The sequence below is a fragment of the Nostoc sp. DedQUE09 genome (assembly GCF_034530915.1).
Taxonomy (GTDB): Bacteria; Cyanobacteriota; Cyanobacteriia; order Cyanobacteriales; family Nostocaceae; genus Nostoc.
This window is the reverse complement of the sequence record NZ_JAVRCE010000038.1, coordinates 22,855-43,433: the sequence shown is the minus strand read 5'-3', so window position 1 is coordinate 43,433 and position 20,579 is coordinate 22,855. Positions and strand designations below refer to the sequence as shown.

The 20,579-nt window shown below is 42.3% G+C and carries 13 protein-coding genes; 8 read left to right on the top strand and 5 right to left on the bottom strand.

Annotation, left to right across the window (positions count from 1 at the left end):
* The first annotated feature begins 51 nt into the window (after nt 1-51).
* Entirely contained in the window at nt 52-639 is a 588-nt protein-coding gene (locus tag RMY27_RS22135; RefSeq protein WP_322666821.1) for a thylakoid membrane photosystem I accumulation factor, read from the top strand.
* A 175-nt stretch (nt 640-814) separates the two neighbouring features.
* Nucleotides 815-1,423, top strand: a complete 609-nt coding sequence (locus RMY27_RS22130; protein ID WP_322666819.1) for a hypothetical protein — start codon at nt 815-817, stop codon at nt 1,421-1,423.
* Between the two features lie 354 nt (nt 1,424-1,777).
* Here the strand turns inward: RMY27_RS22130 and RMY27_RS22125 are convergent, their stop codons facing one another.
* From RMY27_RS22125 to glyS, 3 genes are all read right to left on the bottom strand, one after another.
* Nucleotides 1,778-2,794, bottom strand: a complete 1,017-nt coding sequence (locus RMY27_RS22125; protein ID WP_322666817.1) for an SDR family oxidoreductase — start codon at nt 2,792-2,794, stop codon at nt 1,778-1,780.
* A 400-nt stretch (nt 2,795-3,194) separates the two neighbouring features.
* Nucleotides 3,195-4,736 carry a UDP-N-acetylmuramoyl-L-alanine--D-glutamate ligase gene (gene murD / locus RMY27_RS22120; protein ID WP_322666815.1) on the bottom strand — a complete coding sequence of 514 codons (1,542 nt, stop codon included), beginning with the start codon at nt 4,734-4,736 and terminating at the stop codon, nt 3,195-3,197.
* An 84-nt stretch (nt 4,737-4,820) separates the two neighbouring features.
* The gene (glyS, locus tag RMY27_RS22115; protein ID WP_322666813.1) at nt 4,821-6,974 is read right to left on the bottom strand and encodes a glycine--tRNA ligase subunit beta; all 2,154 of its coding nucleotides are present in this window, start codon (nt 6,972-6,974) and stop codon (nt 4,821-4,823) included.
* A gap of 515 nt (nt 6,975-7,489) precedes the next feature.
* Between glyS and RMY27_RS22110 the strand changes: the two genes are divergently transcribed.
* The 5 genes from RMY27_RS22110 (at nt 7,490) to RMY27_RS22090 (ending at nt 17,829) form a co-directional block, all read left to right on the top strand.
* Entirely contained in the window at nt 7,490-8,068 is a 579-nt protein-coding gene (locus RMY27_RS22110; protein WP_322666811.1) for a PEP-CTERM sorting domain-containing protein, read from the top strand.
* 745 nt (nt 8,069-8,813) lie between these two features.
* Nucleotides 8,814-10,103, top strand: coding sequence for a glycosyltransferase family 4 protein (locus tag RMY27_RS22105; protein WP_322666809.1), 1,290 nt, complete (start codon nt 8,814-8,816; stop codon nt 10,101-10,103).
* A gap of 909 nt (nt 10,104-11,012) precedes the next feature.
* On the top strand, nt 11,013-12,647 hold the full coding sequence (locus tag RMY27_RS22100) for an efflux RND transporter periplasmic adaptor subunit (RefSeq protein ID WP_322666807.1): 1,635 nt from the start codon (nt 11,013-11,015) through the stop codon (nt 12,645-12,647).
* Between the two features lie 194 nt (nt 12,648-12,841).
* On the top strand, nt 12,842-16,036 hold the full coding sequence (locus tag RMY27_RS22095) for an efflux RND transporter permease subunit (RefSeq protein WP_322666805.1): 3,195 nt from the start codon (nt 12,842-12,844) through the stop codon (nt 16,034-16,036).
* Nucleotides 16,037-16,446: 410 nt separating this feature from the next.
* The gene (locus RMY27_RS22090; RefSeq protein ID WP_322666803.1) at nt 16,447-17,829 is read left to right on the top strand and encodes a carotenoid oxygenase family protein; all 1,383 of its coding nucleotides are present in this window, start codon (nt 16,447-16,449) and stop codon (nt 17,827-17,829) included.
* Between the two features lie 139 nt (nt 17,830-17,968).
* Here the strand turns inward: RMY27_RS22090 and RMY27_RS22085 are convergent, their stop codons facing one another.
* A complete protein-coding gene (locus tag RMY27_RS22085; protein ID WP_322666801.1) occupies nt 17,969-18,667 on the bottom strand; it encodes a CAP domain-containing protein in 699 nt (232 codons plus the stop codon).
* A gap of 264 nt (nt 18,668-18,931) precedes the next feature.
* Complete coding sequence (locus RMY27_RS22080) at nt 18,932-20,059, bottom strand: acyltransferase family protein (RefSeq protein WP_322666799.1); 1,128 nt, start codon at nt 20,057-20,059, stop codon at nt 18,932-18,934.
* A 124-nt stretch (nt 20,060-20,183) separates the two neighbouring features.
* On the opposite strand from RMY27_RS22080, the gene RMY27_RS22075 reads away from it, so the two are divergent.
* Nucleotides 20,184-20,408 (top strand): hypothetical protein, encoded by a 225-nt coding sequence (locus tag RMY27_RS22075; protein ID WP_322666797.1) that lies wholly within the window; start codon nt 20,184-20,186, stop codon nt 20,406-20,408.
* Nucleotides 20,409-20,579 lie beyond the last annotated feature (171 nt).

Below are 20,579 nucleotides of genomic sequence, written 5' to 3'. Positions count from 1 at the left end.
CCGAATTAAGCACAAACTCACGACAAGTAGTACCTTGCAAGGTTCCTTTTGATGAATAGCACAAAGTTTCTTTTTTTACATAAACAAATTACTGGCTGGCGAAGGTGGTTGTCCAAATGCCTGTTGTTGCTTGTAAGTCTTTTCATTATAAGTATGCAACCTGCATCTGCTGGTCTTAATAATGATTTATATGATGGCAACATCTTTGTCGTTTATGCTGGTAATGGTTCATTGGTTCCTCCCAGGCAGACACTCGCACAAACTTTAGCAGAACATAAACCCGTATTTTTGGCTTTTTATCTGGATGATAGTAGCGATTCCAAAAGATATGCCATTTCCATTTCACGGGTACAGGAATTTTATGGCAGGGTAGCAGAGATTATGCCGATTAATGTAGATACTATCCGGCCTAAAGAGAGCTACGATCCAACAGAACCAGGATATTACTATGCTGGGAGTGTTCCTCAAGTCGTGGTGTTAAATAAATCAGGTGAAGTAGTTTTGAATAAAAAGGGTCAAGTACCTTTTGAAGAAATAGACGATCAATTTCGTAAAATCTTTGATTTATTACCACGCACTGAAACAGCACAGCTAAAGCGGCGAGCCTTTAACGAGTTTAGTAGTGAGTTAGCTAAGTAACTTATGGGGTAGACCAATTTGGTCTACCCTAATTTTTAGTTATATCTGTTACTACATTGCCGCCAATGCCAAAGCATAATGTTGAAATATCGGTCTTAACAATTGAGGAAATTACTTCATAGTCTATATTCCGTAATCAATGCCCATTGCCCAATAATTAACAGAGTGTATTCTGATGTCAAAGGTTTACACCACCCAGGAACTAATTCAAATTTTGGCAGCCGAACGCCAAGCTTGCCTCAAAGGAAAACGCTTGAAATTAGAAATAAAAGTCTCTGGCAATCCTGTAATTGACCAGTTTATCAGCACTGATGGGTTGCAACAGTTCACTGCCTATCAAGATTTCAAAACTGCAATTCACGAGTATCAGAAAGAAAATCGAGTTTCCGGTATTATTTGGCGAGAAGTGACAGTTAAAGGAAAAAACTTGCACTATCCCGAAATAGATACTGAGTTAATTGCCCTCAATGGGGACTTAGAGATATTAAAAGCCGCTAAAAATTCCATCGTAGAATTTTGGTATGAAGTCACTGAAGGGATGGATTTATACTTGAGTTTTAATAATAGTAAACAACACCAACAAATTGTCACATCAGATGTAGAAAGAATTGTTCAAAGAACAGAGTGGGCAAGTTTGTGCAAGTGGGAAAATTCTAGCTTTTTGGAAATGATTTTGCAGCTAGGATGGGGTAAACCAGAAGAAGCTTATTATAAACGAGGAAGACCGCGATCGGGTAGTGAATATATTCATGCAGTCAATCCCGGAAATCGCCCCATTGGTTGATTGATATGTAGGCTAGCAATGCTGAAACCTACGGCAAAAGGATGAAGAAAATTGCTACATAATTGTCTTTACTTTCCTTTCTCAAAGAGTATTTACTTGCATACTTAAAATCAAAACTAAAAAATTATTATCAAGGAGCGAAAAAATAGTCTATAAAGCAATACGCTTGGGTTAGCCCCAAAAATCTGAAACTGTGTAGGTTGGCTTGAGAAACGAAACCCAACATTGACTGGGCTTTGTTGGGTTGCGCTTTGCTTAACCCAACCTACAATTTTTATTAACTGAACTGTATTGGTCTATAAAGCTGTTTTTTCGCCTTATCAGATCCTCTACATGCTCACGTTTCTGATTTAATTAAACATCACCGTTATTACTCCAGCCACCAAGGAACCCTGCAATACCAAACACCGCCAAGGCGATCGCTCCCCACTTCAGCGCTGGATTCATATCCAACGAATCCAAGAAACTGGGTATTGTCAAGTTTCCAAAGTCTCCCTCAACTCGGTCATAGCTGTTTATCGGCTCAAAAACATTGTTTGGTGCATCCTCTGATTTTGGCTCATTGGTACGCTGTCCTTGAAAAGCGATCGCTAGCAACAGTGAATCTACCAAGCTAGGCGAAATACGTTGCGCCAAATCTAACACTTTACCTGCATCTCCGACGATAAAATCTCGCGTGGGGTGTTCAGCAACATAAAGAATGGCATCAGCAACTAAACTGGGATCGTAATATGGCGGTATCCCCGAAGGTTTCACCCCTAGCTTGGTGCCAACTTTATTGTAAAAAGGTGTGTTGATTGTCGAAGGCAATATTGAGGTGACGCTGATGGGCCATTTTTCGTGTTGCAACTCGACGCGCAACGCTTCTATAAACCCTTCTAAACCATGTTTGGCAGCAGAGTAGGGACTTTGTAGCGGCAGACTGCGCCTACCCTCCATTGAGGAAATATGAATTAATGCCCCGCGTCCCTCTTGTTTGAGATAGGGTAGTGCTGCCATTGCACCATACACCTGTCCCATCAAATTGACATCAATTACTCGTTGAAATTCTTCCGGTGTGATTTTCTCGAAGGGAGCAATTATCCCTGTAGCCGCAGCATTAACCCAAGTATCCAATCGTCCATATTGTGCTACGGTTTTGTCTGCGATCACTTTTACCTGTTCAAAATCGCTCACATCTGCCACAACTGCGATCGCGTCGCCACCAAAACCTTGGATTTCCTCGACTAAAGTCTTTAGCCCTAGTTCACTGCGTGCTGCAACTACCACCTTTGCACCACGCCTAGCAAACTTCATCGCTGTTTCCCGCCCAATTCCGCTGGAAGCCCCAACGATCGCTACCACTTGCTGATTAATTGACTTCAATTGCATGTTTAATCATTTATATCTTCACCTTTTAATGAATAGCTAGATCATTAATCGCTGCATCTTTCGCTGGACTTACGCACTGGGTAGAGATGCAGATTAGACCTCTTGCAAAAGTTCTTTTTGCAACAGGTGGGAAAAGGAAAAAGGTTAAAGGGGAAAGGTAAAATAACAAACCTTTCCCCCTTTCCCCTTACCCTTTTCCCGGCAAATGCCAAGAAGTCTATTGAAGAAGGCAGTCTCGATGAAACAAGTTTCAAAAGCCTTGGATAAAAGAATGACTGCGGACTAGTATTTTTACTCAGCACGGGCTAAACGCGCCGCTACCACTAACAGAATTCAGCACTTTCAAGTCAGAAGCCAGGAGGCAGAAGTTGTATTCTAACTCCTAGCTCCTGAGTTAAACTTATCGACTTTGAACTATGGACTCTTGACTAGAGTTTTCAAGTTCTGGAAGTTCTACTCTGGCGGGTTTCCAGCCTCCCGCCCAAGCAAGGCATAGATGACGGAAGCGATCGCCCCGCACCTCAAAATTCGGGTACTGGTCGAAACTCGCACAAGCCGGAGATAGCAACACCACAGGCGCTTGATACTGCTTGGCTAATTCTGCCGACTTGGGAACTGCCCTTTCCATAGTTTCCACAATATGGTAGTTATGATACCCCACCTCTCGCAGACGTTTGGCAAATGCGGGTGCAGCAGAGCCAATCAATAACACAGCAGCAGCTTTGGTTTGAATTTGTGCTAGCCAGGCAGTATCATCCCCTGCTTTGGCTTCTCCACCAGCAATTAAAATCGCTGGACTATTAACGGATGCTAAACCAACTTCAGCCGCATCATAATTAGTAGCCTTGCTGTCGTTAATGAAATCAATACCTTCCCATGTGCAAATATGCTCCAAACGATGGGCAACACCAGGAAATTCCCGAACTGCACGCGCGATCGCATCACGATTAATTCCCGCTAATCTTGCTGTTGCTACTGCCATCAGCAGATTTTGCTGGTTATGTTCTCCCACCATTCGCAAACTAGATACTTTCACAATTGGTTCTGGTGCCGAGGTTGCAGTCAATTTTTCCACAACCCAGCCGTCTTCAATGTAAAAGCCTTTTTCGCTAATCAGAAAATCTTTTCCTCTGACACTTGTCCAATAGGCATCAGGCCAAGCACTTAAACCTAGCTGGCTCAAGTAGGCATCATCGCCATTGAACACTTGCAACTCAGACTGATGTAATAACTTGGCTTTGATGTTGTAATAGTTCTCCAAAGTCTTATGGCGACTCAGGTGATCCGGTGTGAAAGTCGTCCAAACACCGATCCGGGGAGCAAGAGAACTCGAAGATTCTATTTGATAGCTGCTAACTTCCGCAATCACCCAATCAATATAATTTTGGATCGCAGTTCCTTCACCTCTGCTCCCCTGCCCCTCGGTCACTGAGCGACTTGCCCTGAGCGTAGTCGAAGGGAGCCGAAGTGCTGCCCCCCTGCCCCTCTGGGATAGGGCAACTTCACAAGCAGCGTAGCCAATATTACCGCAGGCGGGTGCATTTAATTCTGCTGCTTGGAAAATGGCAGCAATTAAAGCTGTGGTAGTAGTTTTGCCGTTAGTGCCAGTAATCCCTACCCAAGGTAGCGATTGTAAATTTCGCCAAGCGAGTTCCATTTCGCCAATGGTTTCAATACCTAACTGGCGTGCCTCAACTAATACGGGAATATCCCAAGGCACGCCAGGACTAACGACTATTAATTGGGGTAAATTAGCACCATTCAATTCTAGGGATTGTCCTAGTTTAACGGTTATTTGCTCGGCAGCGAGTTCTTGTTGTTGTTCCAGGAGGGTTTCGGAGGTGTTGCCATCACTCAGCTCTACCTCCCAACCTTCCCGTTTCAACAATCTCGCCGCAGCAACACCGGACTTTCCCAATCCAATAACAGTAGCTTTGGACATAGATTGCAGCAGAGTGTCCCTGGTTAAGCACTCCCTATAGTAGCCTTTCTTGGCAAAAATTACACAAGTTTTTGTTGATCTACGCTACAGATTTTTGACGATCGCACCGAAGTCAGCTAAAACACGGGCATGATTGCGAACTAATCCCAGTAGATGTAACCGATTACGCTTAATTTCTGGATCGGAGTCCATAACTAAAACACTATCTGGGCCATCAAAGAAGTTACTAACTGCCGGAGCAATTTTTGTTAATGCTGCTACTAACAGTTGATAATTTCGGGTCTGCTGTGCTGCTTGAGTTTGCGGCACTGATTCGATTAGTGCTTTATACAAAGCGTCTTCAGAGGGCTTTTGGAATAATTCTTGACGAACTACGCTTGTTGGTTCTAGCTGTTTTGTATCCAAATCACCTTGGGCGGCTAATCGTGTGGAACGGTTAACGGTTTCGTAGATGTTATCTAAGGTACTGTCGTTGCGGATTTGTTGTAAGTATAAGGCGCGATCGCGGACATCCAATAAATCTTTTAACGTCCGTTCTGTGTATTCTGGGTCATTTTCTCCCAAAACTGCATTTACCAAATCGTAATCAATCTGCTTTTCTTCTTGTAATAAGGTGCGGATGCGTTGCAAGAAAAACTCTTGTAATGCTGTGATTAATGATGCCCGATCTTTGTGATATTTTGCTGCAAAGTCTGTTGCTATTTGCGCCAATAAATCATCTAAATTTATCGGCAAATTATCAAACCAAGTAATTTTAACTACAGCATTAGCCGCACGGCGCAAGGCAAAGGGATCGGATGAACCGGACGGAATTAAACCTAAACCAAAGATACTCACTAAAGTATCTAATCTATCTGCCAAACCTACGATTTTACCCGTGAGTGTTTCAGGTAAAATATCACCGGCTCCCTTTGGCAAATAATGTTGATAAATTGCCTTTGCTACTTCCGCATCTTCACCACTAGCTAAGGCATATTTTTCTCCCATAATGCCTTGCAGTTCCGGGAACTCATACACCATTTGTGTCACCAAATCTGCTTTACATAATAAAGCAGCACGTTGGATTCTTTGGCTTTGATTTTCCGCTAGTTCTAATTGACTGCTAATTTGCTCGGCGATTTTAACTATTCTATCTACCTTGGCACGTACCGAACCCAATTCTTCTTGAAAAGTGACTTTTTCTAACTGGGGTAAAAAGCTTTCTATTGGCTTAGTTAAATCAGCTTCGTAGAAAAATCTACCATCAGCTAATCTGGCACGAATTACCCTTTCATTTCCAACAGCAACAATATCTGATTTCTTGGGATCGCCGTTAGAAATGGTGATGAAGTTGGGCAATAATTCTTGCTCAAAGCTCCCTGGTTTGAATACAGGAAAATAACGTTGATGAGTAACCATCACTTCAGTAATTACCTCAGTTGGTAATTCCAAAAATTCTGGTTCAAATTTACCAACAACTGCGGAAGGATATTCTACAAGGTTGGTTACTTCCGCTAACAAATCGGGGTAAATTACTGTGTATCCGCCTAAATTCTCTGCGACTGCATTTACTTGTTCTTTAATCAGATTTACCCGTTCTTCTGGATCAACGGTGACATAAGCAGACTTGAGGGCGTTAACATAATCAGTAGCTTGGGCAATTGTCACAGGTTCAGGATGTAAGACCCGATGACCTTGGGAAATGCGATCGCTCTGAATCGTTTTAGAACCATTCACTAATTCTAAAGGCAATACCCTCTCATCTAACAAAGCTATCAGCCAACGAATTGGTCGGGAAAACCTCGCATCCCCATTCCCCCAACGCATCAACCGCTTACCTTCTAAACCCCAAATCCACTGGGGAACAAGTTCTGTCAAAATTTCCGCTACAGGACGACCGGAAATTCTTTTTTGCACAAATACAAATTCCCCTTTGTCAGTAGGGCGAACAGACAGCGCATCCAGTTCCACACCTTGCTTTTTGGCAAAGCCTGCTGCTGCTGCTGTTGGCTGACCATCTTTAAAAGCGGCTTGGGCGGGGGGTCCTTTAATTTCTTCTTCTCGATCTGGTTGCTGCGATGGTAGCCCTTTAATCAATACCGCCAGCCGCCGGGGAGTACCGTATATCTGGACACTTTCGCCCTTGAGGCTGTTTGCTTCCAGGCTTTGGGGAATGCGTTCCTGCCATTGCACTAAAGCATCACTGAGAAAACTTGCAGGTAGTTCTTCTGTACCAACTTCTAATAGAAACCCAGGCATATAACACTGTTTTCAACTTTGCGTAGCTCAACTTTATCAGTTATTCTTAGGCGATCGCTCGTGATTTTTAGCTGAATTGGTCATCGAAGAGAATAAGGGGAAAACCCCATAGTTAACAATTCAAAATTCCACATTAAAGACATTTTGCCTGCGACACGCTATGCAAACAGAGAAGAATTTAAACTCCTACTGTTGTAAGATCGCTTAGAGTAACTGGGCTACGTGTATACGCAGGGATCTTAAACCCTTTAATTTACGATAAATGAGGAATGGAAGTTAAGCCAGGATAGATTGCATCTAAAGGAGCGTAGAGGCAAAGTGGCTTGTCGTAAGATATCACTATAGATTTGACATTTTATGCAAAACTTTATAAAACAAGTGCTTCTCTTCATAGATTCATTACATTACATCCTGTATTTTATGCGGTATTTACGGATATATATTTCTATCGTAAGCTTAGTCTTGATTGATGCATTGATATATGCATCATGACAATCAATTTTGGAGTTATGACCATGAAAAATATTTTCGCCAAAATTACCGCGATCGCAGCAACCAGTGTTGCGATCGCTACTAGTGCTAACAACCCAGCCCAAGCTATTGAATTAAACTTTAATTGGCAAGGTAATGCTGGTTACTCAGCAACAGGTTCATTCAGCTACGACGAAACTACAGCACCAACAATCATTTCAGAAGCTGGTAGTGGAGCCACCAACTTTTTACAATCCTTGAATGTCTCCTTCTTAGACCCATCTAAAAATCTTCTGGGAACCTATAACACCGTTAGTGGTGGAGTATCAGAATCTAGCTTTTTTGCTTTCAATTTTAATACTTCCACTCAGACATTATTTGGTCCCTTTAATGTCGCCGGAGGAACGGGTGTAATTGGAGAATATTTCTTCCAGGGAACAGTTGGCGACTCTTTGCAATTACGTCAGGATGTCGATCAACAAGGAACGTCAACAACACTAGATCAAAATTCTGGCTCTATTCAGGTATCCAAAGTGCCTGAACCTGCTTCTCTCTTGGGTTTGCTAGCATTTGCTGGTTTGGGTATAGCTTCAACTTTAAAGAAAAAGCAAGCCTCTTTCTAGAAAGTTTTACTTTCTAGTCAGAGCTTGCCAAATTTACTGAATCTCTATTCTAACCCTACTAGTTCAGTTAACTAGTGGGGTTATCATATAACCTCATTAGAAATATGCGTGAAATTAATTTTACTTTTACCTCAGCATTTATTACTCAGCACTCAACACTGTTTTGGTCAGTGCCTTTGAACTACTCAAAAAGTGGGATTTTGCTTAATGAATACTATACTGATGACTTGGTTAAAAATACTTCATGTGCCAGTTGAAAAGGCGGAATGAGGGTTATATGCATAATAGTGAATATAATGTTACAATTCACCAAGTGTAAATTTAGGCATTAGTTCGTAAATAAAAAGACCAAGTTTTGTCATAATCACCAAAAAATCAAGTTTATATTTATTAATAATCTTCTCCGTTTATACAAAGTCATATATTGATTTTTAAGTGTTTTATGCCGGACAAAAATTGCCTTTTGACAACCACAAAGAAAATTTATAAGCAATGTTTAACACATTTTTTTTAATTAAACAATTTAACCAGTCAAAATACAGCATTTATAAATAAATGAGGTAATAAAATGCAGAGATACAAATCAGATATAAACCGTTTCTACCTCTGCTTACTGCCTCTAAACCTATAGCTTTTGCTTTATGCAAAATAAAACGCTGTAAGCAATAAAAATAGCAGCCCCTACTGGCTATTAATAAGTAATTCGCTCGTCTCATGCTATCTTCACAAAATTCACAAATAATTCATGCATATTCTGATTTATTCCTACAACTATCATCCAGAGCCAATTGGAATTGCTCCGTTAATGACTGAATTGGCAGAAGGACTAGTCAAGCGAGATCATAAAGTGCGAGTGATTACGGGAATGCCCAACTATCCTCAGCGCGAAATTTATGATGGGTATCAGAATAAATGGTATCTTACTGAACAAAAAAATGGTGTGACTATTCAGCGAAGTTACGTCCGTATCAAGTCTAAACCTAAGCTCGTGGATCGGCTGTTGCTAGAGTTGAGCTTTGTTTTTACGAGCTTACCCCAAGCCTTTAAAGGTGGGCGACCAGATGTGATTATCTTAACAGTCCCGCCGCTACTAGGTACGTTGCCAGCAACAATATTGGGCTGGTTATACAATTGCCCAGTAGTTCTAAATGTGCAAGATATTTTACCAGAAGCGGCTGTGCGTATCGGGCTATTAAAAAACAAATGGATGATCCGAACTCTTGCAGCTTTAGAGAAATTTGCGTATCGGACTGCACACACTATTAGTGTGATCGCTGATGGGTTTCGTGAGAATTTAGTAAATAAGGGAGTACCTGTTAATAAAATCGTTTGTATTCCCAATTGGGTAAATGTAAATTTCATTCGCCCGTTACCGAAACAGAGTAACTCCTGGATATCTAACCATCAACTAGATGGGAAATTTGTAGTACTTTATTCAGGCAACATTGCTCTAACGCAAGGTTTAGAGACAGTAATAGAAGCAGCCGTTTGTTTACGTCATATCAAAGATATTGTTTTTGTTATTGTTGGCGAATCAAGAGCATTGCAAAGGTTGCAGGAATATTGTCTATCAAATGGAGCAGATAATGTTTTGCTACTACCGTTACAGCCGCGAGAAAAACTACCTGAAATGCTAGCAGCTTCTGATGTTGGGCTAATTGTGCAAAAGCACAATGTGATTTCGTTCAATATGCCTTCAAAAATACCACTTTTGTTGGCGAGTGGTCGCCCAATTGTGGGTTCAGTTCCCGCCACTGGTACTGCTGCTAAAGCGATCGAACTCAGCGGTGGTGGGATAGTTGTTGAACCAGAATCGCCCCAGGCAATGGCCGCTGCGGTGCATGATTTATATGCTAATCCGGCTCTAGTAAGGAAACTAGGTAACACAGGAAGACAATTTGCCGAAGAAAACTATTCTTTAGAGCAAGCGCTCGATCGCTATGAGTGGCTTTTTTCTCATATTGTTACCAACCGAAAATCAACTGTGGGAATTTTACCGAAATTCGATTCTAAGAAATCAGTTGTGGATGGTTGAAAGGGATTGAGGATTTCTCACTCGTTAGCTACCCAGACAAAACCCCGATTGGGATAAATTAACTCACCCGAATGGGTGATTTAAAGATCAACCGATCGGGTGAACTAACTGTAGGAAGTTGAGACTACTTAAAAATAGGAATCTAGAGAACACTAGCTGATTGCACGTCGTTCTTGGTGAGGATAACTTGATGAAACTTGCAACTTTGATTAAAACACCTGAATTAATCAGTGTAGGCGTACTCCTGCAAAGAATCAAAGCTACTCCTAGCGTGTCGCAGACAAGCCTCTCGTAAAGGCATTGCTCTAGACTTTTTTCTTCCTTAAGATCAGTATTCACTAATACTCAAGGGCGATAAACTCATCTGTAACTTATACCAATCTCGTTTACTATGTGGTTATAATGCAAGCAAGTGCTTGCAAACACTCATAAAAAACTTAGCATCAAGTACGGCACAAACTTATGCACCCTTGATCTAGTCAGCAACTAAGGTATTTGCAACGGCAAGTTTAACCACGGCGACAACGCGAAAAATTGCTCGTGTTGCTGCGGTCAATGAGGTAAATTTATTTTTACCGAAGCGATCGCTTTACAGGTAGAAGCTTTAGCTACAACAATACGAACCGTGCTTTAGCTCGGAAAGAAAGCACTGGGTTTATACTGACTAACAAAAAACTATAAATTACACTTTAAGAAATTGAACGGAGTTAAGTAATGTACAAATCAACCATAATGTGCTGAACAAAATTGCTTCATTTTAGGTGCTAGACATCGTGAGCGATCGCCCAAATACCAAAACATATTTTTCACCAACCTAGAGAAAAAAGGGCTAAAAAACTATTCAAAATAATGCTTTTTTAGCGAAAAGTAGATTGCCCAAGTCTAAATCCACAAGACGAGAAAACGAAGATGTCCCATTCTGAGTTCCCTGACTCTCCCTTACCCATTGAAATAGAACAGCCTGCTGTTACTGATTCTAGTCAAGAGTCGCAACAATTACCACAGCGATCGCCTCAGCCACCTCAAAAACGTCGTTGGCCCCTACTATTAGGAATCATCTTATTAATTGGAGGTGTAGGTTTTGGTTGGCGCTGGTGGCAAACTAGTAATGCTAGGAATGCACCAGGTGGTGCTGGGGCAAATGCCGGTCAACCTAGAGCAGTTCCAGTCAAGCTAGCAACAGTGAAAACTGAAACCGTTCAAGAAAGTTCGGAGTTTATTGGCTCCTTAGAGGCTCCACGTTCAGTAATCATTAAGCCACAGGTTGAAGGGCGAATTACCGAGATTTTCATCCAAGAGGGCAACCGCGTTCAACAAGGACAAGTCATTATTAGTCTGCAAAGTGATAATGTCCAAGCTCAATTATTACAAGCTAGAGGCTCACTGCAACAAGCCCAAGCACGTCTTGCTGAACTCCAAGCAGGTACACGACAAGAAGAAGTTGCCCAAGCTAGAGCGCAGTTAACCCAAGCCCAAGCTCGTTTTAGAGATGCTCAATCGGGATCGCAACCAGAAGAAATTGCTCAGGCTGAGGCGCAAATTCAGTCAGCTAAATCTGATGTGGAACTAGCACAGTCACGCGCCAAACGATACGCACAATTGAGAAAAGAGGGCGCAGTTTCCCAAGATACCTTAGAAGGATATGTCAAAGAACAGCAAAGTGCTGAAGCTGCTCTAGTCGTAGCCCAGAAACGCCTAGACCAACTCCGCCAAAGCAGAAGATCGAGTATCAATGAGTTAGCTGGTGCTTTGGAACAACAGAAACAAAACTTAAGGCAACTAGAAAATGGTTCGCGCCCAGAAGAAATTGCCCAAGCGCGATCGCAAGTAACTCAAGCAGCTGGACAACTCCAAGCTGCTCAAGTCCAATTGCAATACACAAAAGTTCTGGCACCTTTCACTGGTACTGTTGGCGATATTCCCACAAAAGTGGGAGATTTTGTTGAAAGAGCAGACCAGCTTACTACACTTACTAGAAACGACTCTTTAGAACTGAATATTTCCGTTCCCCTAGAAGAAGCCAGAAAGTTACGCTTAGGATTACCAGTGCAAATGCTGAACGCCCAAGGGCAACCCGCAGCAAGGGGTAAGATAAGTTTCATTTCCCCAGATGCCAGTTCAGATTCGCAGACAATTTTGGTGAAAGCTAACTTTGGTAATTCTAGAAGTCAACTGGTAAATCGCCAATCAGTGCAAACCAAAGTGATCTGGAACGAACGTCCAGGAATTTTAATTCCAGTTACAGCAGTATCTCGCCTGGGTGGAGAAACTTTTGTATTTGTGGCTCAAGCACCAGCAGAAAAGAAAGCTGAAGCGCCAACAGAAAAAAAAGCTGAAGCGCCAGCAGAAAAGAAAGCTGGAGCGCCATCTTTAGTTGCTCAACAAAAACCAGTGAAATTGGGAGCTATTGAGGAAAATAATTATCAAGTTATCGAAGGACTAAAAGCTGGAGACAAAATTGTTGTTTCTGGTATTCTCAACCTAACTAATGGCGCTCCCATCACTCCAGCACCGGAACAAGTGGGTAGTATTCAGAAGCCTTAGCTGAAGGGGAAGGGAGCAGGGGGCAGCACTCGGCTACGCTCAGTGACCGAGGAGCAGGGGGAGAATTCGTAACTCCTAACTCTTCACTCAGCACTCCTAACTCAGCACTCGGAACTGTTTTGCCCAATGCCCCATTTCCCATTTCCCATTCCCCAATACCTAATGCCAAATACCCGAAGCCCAATTTTTAAACTATGTTTGTTGACTTCTTTATTAAGCGACCAATTTTTGCATCGGTCTGCGCGATCATCATCCTTTTAACAGGATTAATCAGTATTCCCTCACTACCGATCGCCAGATTCCCAGAAATTAGTCCCACCCAAATCACTGTAACTTCCAACTATAGCGGAGCTAGTGCCGAAGTCGTAGAAAGCGGAGTAACAAATATCTTAGAAAGGCAAATCAACGGGGTTGAGGGACTAAGATATCTCACTTCCAGTAGCAGTAACGATGGTACTAGTACCATTACAGCCACCTTTGATTCATCGCGTGATAAAGATATTGCAGCTGTGGATGTGCAAAATCGTGTTTCTGTTGCCCAACCACAACTACCAGACTCTGTGCAACGCACGGGCGTGCGAGTATCGAAAGAATCTAGTAACATCCTCTTAGCGATTGGTTTATTTGCCGAAAATAAAGAGTACGACAATACATTTTTAAGTAACTATGCCGACCTTTACTTAGCAGATGCCTTAAAAAGAGTCAAAGGCGTGAGCAACGTTCAAATTTTTGGTGAACGCCGCTATGCAATGCGGCTGTGGTTAGATCCAAGCCGCCTAGCCAATCGGGGGCTAACAACTCAGGATGTAGCCAATGCTTTATCTGAACAAAACTTGCAAGTTGGTGCAGGGAGAATTGGACAAGAACCTGCTCCTGAAGGACAAAGGTATCAACTTGATGTGCGTGCTGCTAGCCGATTAGCAGAACCATCAGAATTTGAAGAAATTGTCCTCAAAACTGGAGATGATGGCACATTAGTCAAGCTCAAAGATGTTGGTAGAGCAGAACTGGGTGCAGAAAACTACAGTTCATTTCTACGATTTCGTGCTAACGATGCTGTCGGTTTAGGGATTTATCAGGTTCCTGGTAGTAATGCCTTGGATGTAGCTAAGGGAGTCAAAGCCGAAATTGCGCGATTGGCTCCAAGTTTTCCCCCAGGTATGAAATATCAGGTAGCTTTTGACACAACCATGTTTGTCGAAGAGTCGATGGCAGAAGTGCTTAAGAGCCTGATTGAATCGGTGGTGCTGGTTGTAATTGTAATTTTTGTGTTTTTGCAGGATTGGCGAACTACGTTAATTCCCGCAATTAGTATTCCGCTTTCCTTCATTGGGATATTTGCCTTTGTCAAAGTTTTTAACTTTTCGATTAATAGTTTGACTTTGTTTGGTCTGACTTTAGCATCAGGGATGGTGGTAGATGATGCGATCATTGTAGTAGAGCAAATCAGCCGTTTTATTCAGGATAAAGGAATTAGTCCTCGGCGAGCGGCTAGTGAATCAATGGCGGAACTGTTTGGTGCGGTTATTGCCACTTCACTGGTATTGATGGCGGTGTTCATACCAGTGGCGTTCTTTCCGGGAACCACAGGCGCACTTTATCGGCAATTTGCGCTGACGATCGCCTTTTCCATTGCGATTTCGACTTTTTTGGCTTTGACTCTGATACCTTCTTTGTGTGGAGTATTGCTGCGTCAAGGACAAAGACCTTCAGGCTGGCTGGGTTGGATTTTTGGCCAGATAAATCGCTTTCTCGACTGGGTACAGCATAGTTATAAGCGATCGCTTACCTTTCTCGCACGCATCAAAGGTATTGTGATTGGGTTGTTTATTGTTTCCTTGGGAATGACTGCTTGGCTGTACATGACAGTACCGACAGCTTTTCTACCCGATGAAGACGAAGGTTACTTCATCACAATTATCCAAGGGCCGCAAGGGGTTTCGCTGCAATATACCAGCGATGTGATTGCACAGGTAGAAAAAGAAATTCTGAAAATTCCTGAAGTCGTGGGGACTTTTGCGATCGGAGGATTTGGTTTTAGTGGTAGCACCGCCAATAGCGGCGTCATATTTACCACTTTAAAATCATGGGATGAGCGCTCAAAACCCGATCAATCAGTACAGGCGATTATTGGCAGCTTGCAAGGGAAGTTGATGGCAATCCCAGAAGCCAGAGTTTTCCCGGTGAACCCGCCCCCAATTCAGGGTTTAGGCAACTTTGGCGGCTTCGTCTTTCAACTGCAAGACCGCAGAGGTAACAGTGGCTTAGAAAATTTGGTGCAATCGATGGGTAAGTTACTAGGTAAAGCTAATCAAACACCAGGATTACAAGCTGTATTTAGTACCTTTGCCGCAGATACACCACAATTGCTTGTGGAAGTAGACCGCAATAAAGCCAAATCATTGCAAGTTTCCATAGATGATGTCTTCAGTACTTTACAAACTGCTTTGGGATCGCAATATGTAAATGATTTCAATCTCCAGCAGCGCAACTATCGTGTGTATCTCCAGGCAGATCAGCAGTTTCGTTCCAACCCAAAAGATATTGGTAAACTATACGTTCGTTCTCAAAAGAATCAAATGATTCCTTTAAGTAACTTAGTCACAGTTACTTCGACGGTGGGAGCGCAAACTATCAATCACTACAATCTCTTCCGCTCAATTGAAATTAATGGTGCCGCCGCCCCTGGCTCTAGTTCTGGAGACGCAATTAAAGCAATGGAACAAGTTGCTAAAGAAGTTTTACCAGCAGGTTATGGCTATCAATGGTCAGGGACTGCATTAGAAGAAATAGATTCTGGTGGTTTAGCACCCCTGATCTTTGGATTAGGATTGGTATTTGTATTTTTGGTACTAGCTGCTCAATACGAAAACTACATTGACCCCTTTATCATTTTGTTATCAGTTCCCTTAGCTATTTTTGGAGCGCTTGTAGCTCAATCGTTACGGGGTTTTTCTAATGATGTTTACTGTCAAATTGGTCTAGTAATGTTGATTGGTTTGGCTAGTAAGAACGCTATTTTGATTGTGGAATTTGCTAACCAATTGCGAGATCAAGGTCTTTCGATGACTAAAGCAGTAATTGAAGCTTCACAAGAACGGTTACGTCCAATTTTGATGACTGCCTTTGCTACTCTTTTAGGAATTTACCCCTTGGCTAATTCCACAGGTGCAGGAGCAGGAAGTCGCCAATCTTTAGGAACAGCAGTTTTTGGTGGAATGTTAATTGCGACTTTTTTAAGTTTGTTTGTAGTGCCAATCTTGTACATCGTCATTAAGACGACAACAGAGCGCTTTATCAAACCAAATCGGCACCAAGAAATATCAGTAGAAGCTGCGTCATTGAATGGTGGTAGCACTGCTGTATATTCAACAAAAGCTGAAGATTGATTATCTTTCGTTATCGATTGAAGCAAATCAATTTAGGGTCTTGCAAAAAAGAAAACTACAGAAGCGATCGCTAAGTAAATATCAGATGTCTGGTTTAGCACACCCTATTCTGAAGATTACTGAAACCTCCTACAAATAAAATGAATTAAACAGCAAGAGAAAAAAGTTTAATTTGTAGACCGATTGCAAAAATTCCACAACGCTCTCAAAATTTCCATGTAGGCACAATACGGTTCGGATAAGCATTTTTCACTTTCCTTATGATCTGGGGAATGGGTTTGCGGGTAAAGGGGAAAGGATGTATTCAAAACCCTTCCCCTTTCCCCTTTACCCTTTAACCGAACCGTATTGCATGTGGGCATAATGACAAACCAGAATGTACAGTACAAATGTACGCTGAAATCAAGAAAATGGTAACAATAGCAGTCAATCCCTATCTCGATGGCAATTTTGCTCCAGTCCATGAAGAAATCACCACCGACAAATTGCCAGTCATCGGTGAATTACCCCTTGATCTATCAGGGATGTTTGTGCGGAATGGCCCTAACCCTCAATGGACGCCTATCGGTCAATACCATTGGTTTGATGGGGATGGGATGTTGCATGGTGTGCAAATTAGCAACGGCATAGCCACTTATCGTAACCGCTACGTCCAGACAGCCGGATGGAAAAAAGAACGAGAAGCGGGTAAAGCTATCTGGACTGGGTTGTTAGAACCACCACAAATGGATAACCCCCACGGTCGCTACAAAAATACTGCCAATACTGCCTTAGTGTGGCACGCTGGTCAGATGTTGGCGCTGAACGAGGGAGGTAAACCTCACGCTATTAAACTGCCTGAATTAGAAACCATTGGCGAGTACACCTACAATGGCAAGCTGGTTTCTTCCTTCACAGCGCATCCCAAGGTAGACCCCGTTACAGGGGAAATGATCTTCTTTGGCTATTCTCTGTTTGCGCCACCGTATCTGAAATATAGTGTGGTCTCAACAGAAGGCGAACTGTTGCGGACAGTGCCAATTGAACTGCCAATAGGCGTGATGATGCACGATTTTGCCATCACTGAAAACTACACAATTTTCATGGATTTGCCACTGACTTTTAACCCAGAGCGATTGCAACGGGGAGAAGCTTTAATGATGTTTGAGCGCGATCGCTCTAGTCGTTTCGGGATTTTACCACGTCACGGTGACAACAGTAATATCCGCTGGTTTGAAAGTCCTGCTTGCTACGTCTTTCATACCCTCAACGCTTACGAAGAGGGAGACGAAGTAGTGCTGATTGCCTGTCGCATGAGTTCTACTACTGTTTTGAGTTCTGATGATTCGCAACCCGATCCAAACGCAAATATTCCCCGTTTGTATCGCTGGCGATTTAACCTCAACACTGGTTCAGTGCGTGAAGAGATGTTGGATGATGTCGCCTCGGAATTTCCCCGCGTCAACGAAAATCGATTGGGGCGACAAAACCGATATGGCTACACTAACAAAGCGGCAAACAGTCCCGTACCTTTATTTGACGGTATCATCAAATACGACTTCAGCAATGGAAAATCCCAAATACATGAATTTGGACAGGGACGCTATGGCGGTGAAACTGTGTTTGCGCCGCGTCCTGGTGCAACGGCTGAGGATGATGGTTGGCTGATGACTTTCGTCCACGATGAGAATTCAAACACTTCAGAATTAGTAGTAGTGAATGCTCAAGATACAACGGCTGAACCTGTAGCGCGGGTGATAATTCCCCAACGAGTGCCTTACGGCTTTCATGGTGCTTGGTTTCCCGAGGAATAGCTAAATAGGCAGTTAGAAACCGCGTTTACACAGACAAAACCCGCCTAAGCGGGTTTCAAATTCTTTAGCAGGTGAACTTGGTTTGTGTAACCGCGATTTCTAATCGCCAGGTAGAATCCTCTCTATTGCCGATCGCAAATTATTTTTCCTTATATCCGCCAGCGTAGTTAATCACGCAGATTGTTCTATATGATTTGTGAGTTCCATAAGCAACACCAGAGACTTTAAAAGCGCTGTTAAAAATGTTTTTTCGATGGCCGCGATCGCGCACACCATCATCAATAATTAATTGCATGACGATATCTTGAGCGGTGTTTGGGCCATAACTGATATTTTCACCTGCGGTTGTTTGCCATGTACCATAGCGGTTGATGCGAGTAAAAGGGTTGCTACCATCGCTACCATCATGACCTATAGCACCTTTTGGGCCTTGGTCTTTTACGTGGTCTTTTGCTCCTAAAGACATACCCTTAGATGCACTCAATACTCCTATAGGACGTGCTGATTTAAGAAATGCGATCGCTTCATCAACTGCTTTGACTCCTTCTTGAGTTCGCAGATAAGTATTATTAGAAATTTTGACTCGGTTCCCCTCAAAGCGCTTTTTATAGTTTTCCAGAATGGGGAGGTATGCTTTAGGATTTTTTCTTACCTTATTGGTTTCAACAATTACCTGTTGTTCCAACGGTGAAAGGTAACTAGCCTTTGCTAATAAAGTTGGACTAGTTTGTACTGCTGGGTTAGAGTTGGCTACAGATGGGTTAGATTGAAGCAGTTGATTTGAGCAGCCCAATACCAAGCTAATTGGCAAAAATACCCAAAAATTCATGCGACGCATCGATTACCTCACAATTTTTCTATGGATTAATTTAGTGAATTAGAAGAAATAAGAATTTTCAACGCACAGATAAGTCTGTATACGCTTCTGCCATTAGAAACGATATCAGAGCTTAAGCAAGTTTGCTAAAGAAAGCGCAGATTAACGCGCCAATAATATTGATAAAGTTGCGATTGCCTTTGTTCCTAGAGTGTTACAATCTATCACTTAACACCTGTTGTAACATTGAAAACACTAAAACGTAAATAATAACAAAAATCTTTTTTACACTTTCAGAAACCAGCGTTGCCGATACATCAGAAAACCAACAGCCCACCACAACAACACGGTGACTAAGGCAAAGAACAGGGAACCATTCAGCACACCCGCCCAAGATGCGAAAAAATTCTGGTAAATCCAATTGTAGGTACTAGGAGCGTCTTTGCCAGTGCCAATAGTAGTTTTGACTAAAATTTTAATTAACAAAACTGATGCAACGAAAAGAGCGATCGCATTTAAGCCCATAATTTCAAAAGGTTTACTCCAGCGACGCATCAGCCGTACTTCGATAAGTTCATAACAAGCTGCTAGTAATAGTAACGCCCAACCTGTTGTAAATACTACATAAGAACTTGTCCACAGCTTTTTGTTAATTGGGAATGTCCACCCCCACGCCCAACCGATAATTAAGCAACCGACTCCAAATAATCCTAAACCGATACTTATACGTGAATATACAGTTTGACTGTGTATCCATTGACCAGTAAAGTAGCCAGCGAGGACGCTTACTATTGCGGGAATAGTACTGAAAAGTCCTTCTGGATCTCCCATAAAGTTGAAACCATCACCTTTGTATAAATGTGCTTTGGGAATAATCAGGCGATCAACATAAGCGCCGAAATTACCTTCTCGCGTCAAAACTCCCGCACCATATTCTGGCACTGCTACATACATCATCGTTAGCCAGTATCCAATGAGTAGAACTGCTGCTAATATCCATTGGCTTTTACGCGGAAGGTTGAGAACAGCTAGGGAAGCTAGCAGATAGGTAAGGCTGATGCGCTGCAACACTCCCATAATGCGGATACTACTCAAATCAAAAGTCCAAATACCTTGATTCCAAAAGCCATTTAGTAGTAATCCCAAGGCAAAAAGAATAGCAGCGCGGCGCAATATCCGCCAGTAAACAGCTGAGGTTGGTTTATTGCCTTCGCTGTATTTTGACAGCGAGAAAGTCATTGCTACACCGACAATGAAGAGAAAGAAGGGAAATACCAAGTCCGTTGGTGTGCAGCCGTGCCAATCGGCGTGAGCTAAGGGAGGATATACATCATCTGCGACACCCGCCATATTAACGAGAATCATTCCAGCGATGGTAATGCCGCGAAAAACATCCAGTGAAGTCAGGCGCATAAGCGGAATTTTATGTTACATGAGTATCTAAAGTACTCCGCTTGACGCAGGTAAGCAAGGAAAATTTATAGGTCTATTTACCAAATATAGTTTTTCATCAAGGTTCCTGCCCATACTATCTTGTATGAAATTAGAAGTACGCGATCGCACCCAGACCACAGTTTTAGCTATCCAAAAAGGATTATCCCTCTTTTGTTACTTTTGGCAAAGAATAATCTGCGATCCTTGCCCAGAATTAATTTTACCCATAGAGCTTCCTTTGAAGGTTTCTGTTGAGTTTGCGATCGTTAATCTCTTGACTAAATCTGAGTTTCATCATTTAGCTGCAATTTTTATCTGCCCAGAGTAACAAAAAAGGGATTAGTAGTACCAGAACTGTTAATAAAGCTAGATATACTCAAATTTCAATCAATCTATCTATCGTTATTTAAGTGAAAATGCAGTTGTATTGTCACTAGACTTAGTATAAATTGCTATAAACAAAAGCTGTGACTAAAAAACAGCTAACTTTATTCAAGGC

Coding starts and splice junctions, on each gene's coding strand:
- glyS (WP_322666813.1), bottom strand. CDS start 6,974: ATGCCTGGGTTTCTATTAGAAGTTGGTACAGAAGAACTACCTGCAAGT.
- RMY27_RS22105 (WP_322666809.1), top strand. CDS start 8,814: ATGCATATTCTGATTTATTCCTACAACTATCATCCAGAGCCAATTGGA.
- murD (WP_322666815.1), bottom strand. CDS start 4,736: ATGTCCAAAGCTACTGTTATTGGATTGGGAAAGTCCGGTGTTGCTGCG.
- RMY27_RS22130 (WP_322666819.1), top strand. CDS start 815: ATGTCAAAGGTTTACACCACCCAGGAACTAATTCAAATTTTGGCAGCC.
- RMY27_RS22135 (WP_322666821.1), top strand. CDS start 52: ATGAATAGCACAAAGTTTCTTTTTTTACATAAACAAATTACTGGCTGG.
- RMY27_RS22075 (WP_322666797.1), top strand. CDS start 20,184: ATGAAATTAGAAGTACGCGATCGCACCCAGACCACAGTTTTAGCTATC.
- RMY27_RS22100 (WP_322666807.1), top strand. CDS start 11,013: ATGTCCCATTCTGAGTTCCCTGACTCTCCCTTACCCATTGAAATAGAA.
- RMY27_RS22095 (WP_322666805.1), top strand. CDS start 12,842: ATGTTTGTTGACTTCTTTATTAAGCGACCAATTTTTGCATCGGTCTGC.
- RMY27_RS22085 (WP_322666801.1), bottom strand. CDS start 18,667: ATGCGTCGCATGAATTTTTGGGTATTTTTGCCAATTAGCTTGGTATTG.
- RMY27_RS22080 (WP_322666799.1), bottom strand. CDS start 20,059: ATGCGCCTGACTTCACTGGATGTTTTTCGCGGCATTACCATCGCTGGA.
- RMY27_RS22125 (WP_322666817.1), bottom strand. CDS start 2,794: ATGCAATTGAAGTCAATTAATCAGCAAGTGGTAGCGATCGTTGGGGCT.
- RMY27_RS22090 (WP_322666803.1), top strand. CDS start 16,447: ATGGTAACAATAGCAGTCAATCCCTATCTCGATGGCAATTTTGCTCCA.
- RMY27_RS22110 (WP_322666811.1), top strand. CDS start 7,490: ATGAAAAATATTTTCGCCAAAATTACCGCGATCGCAGCAACCAGTGTT.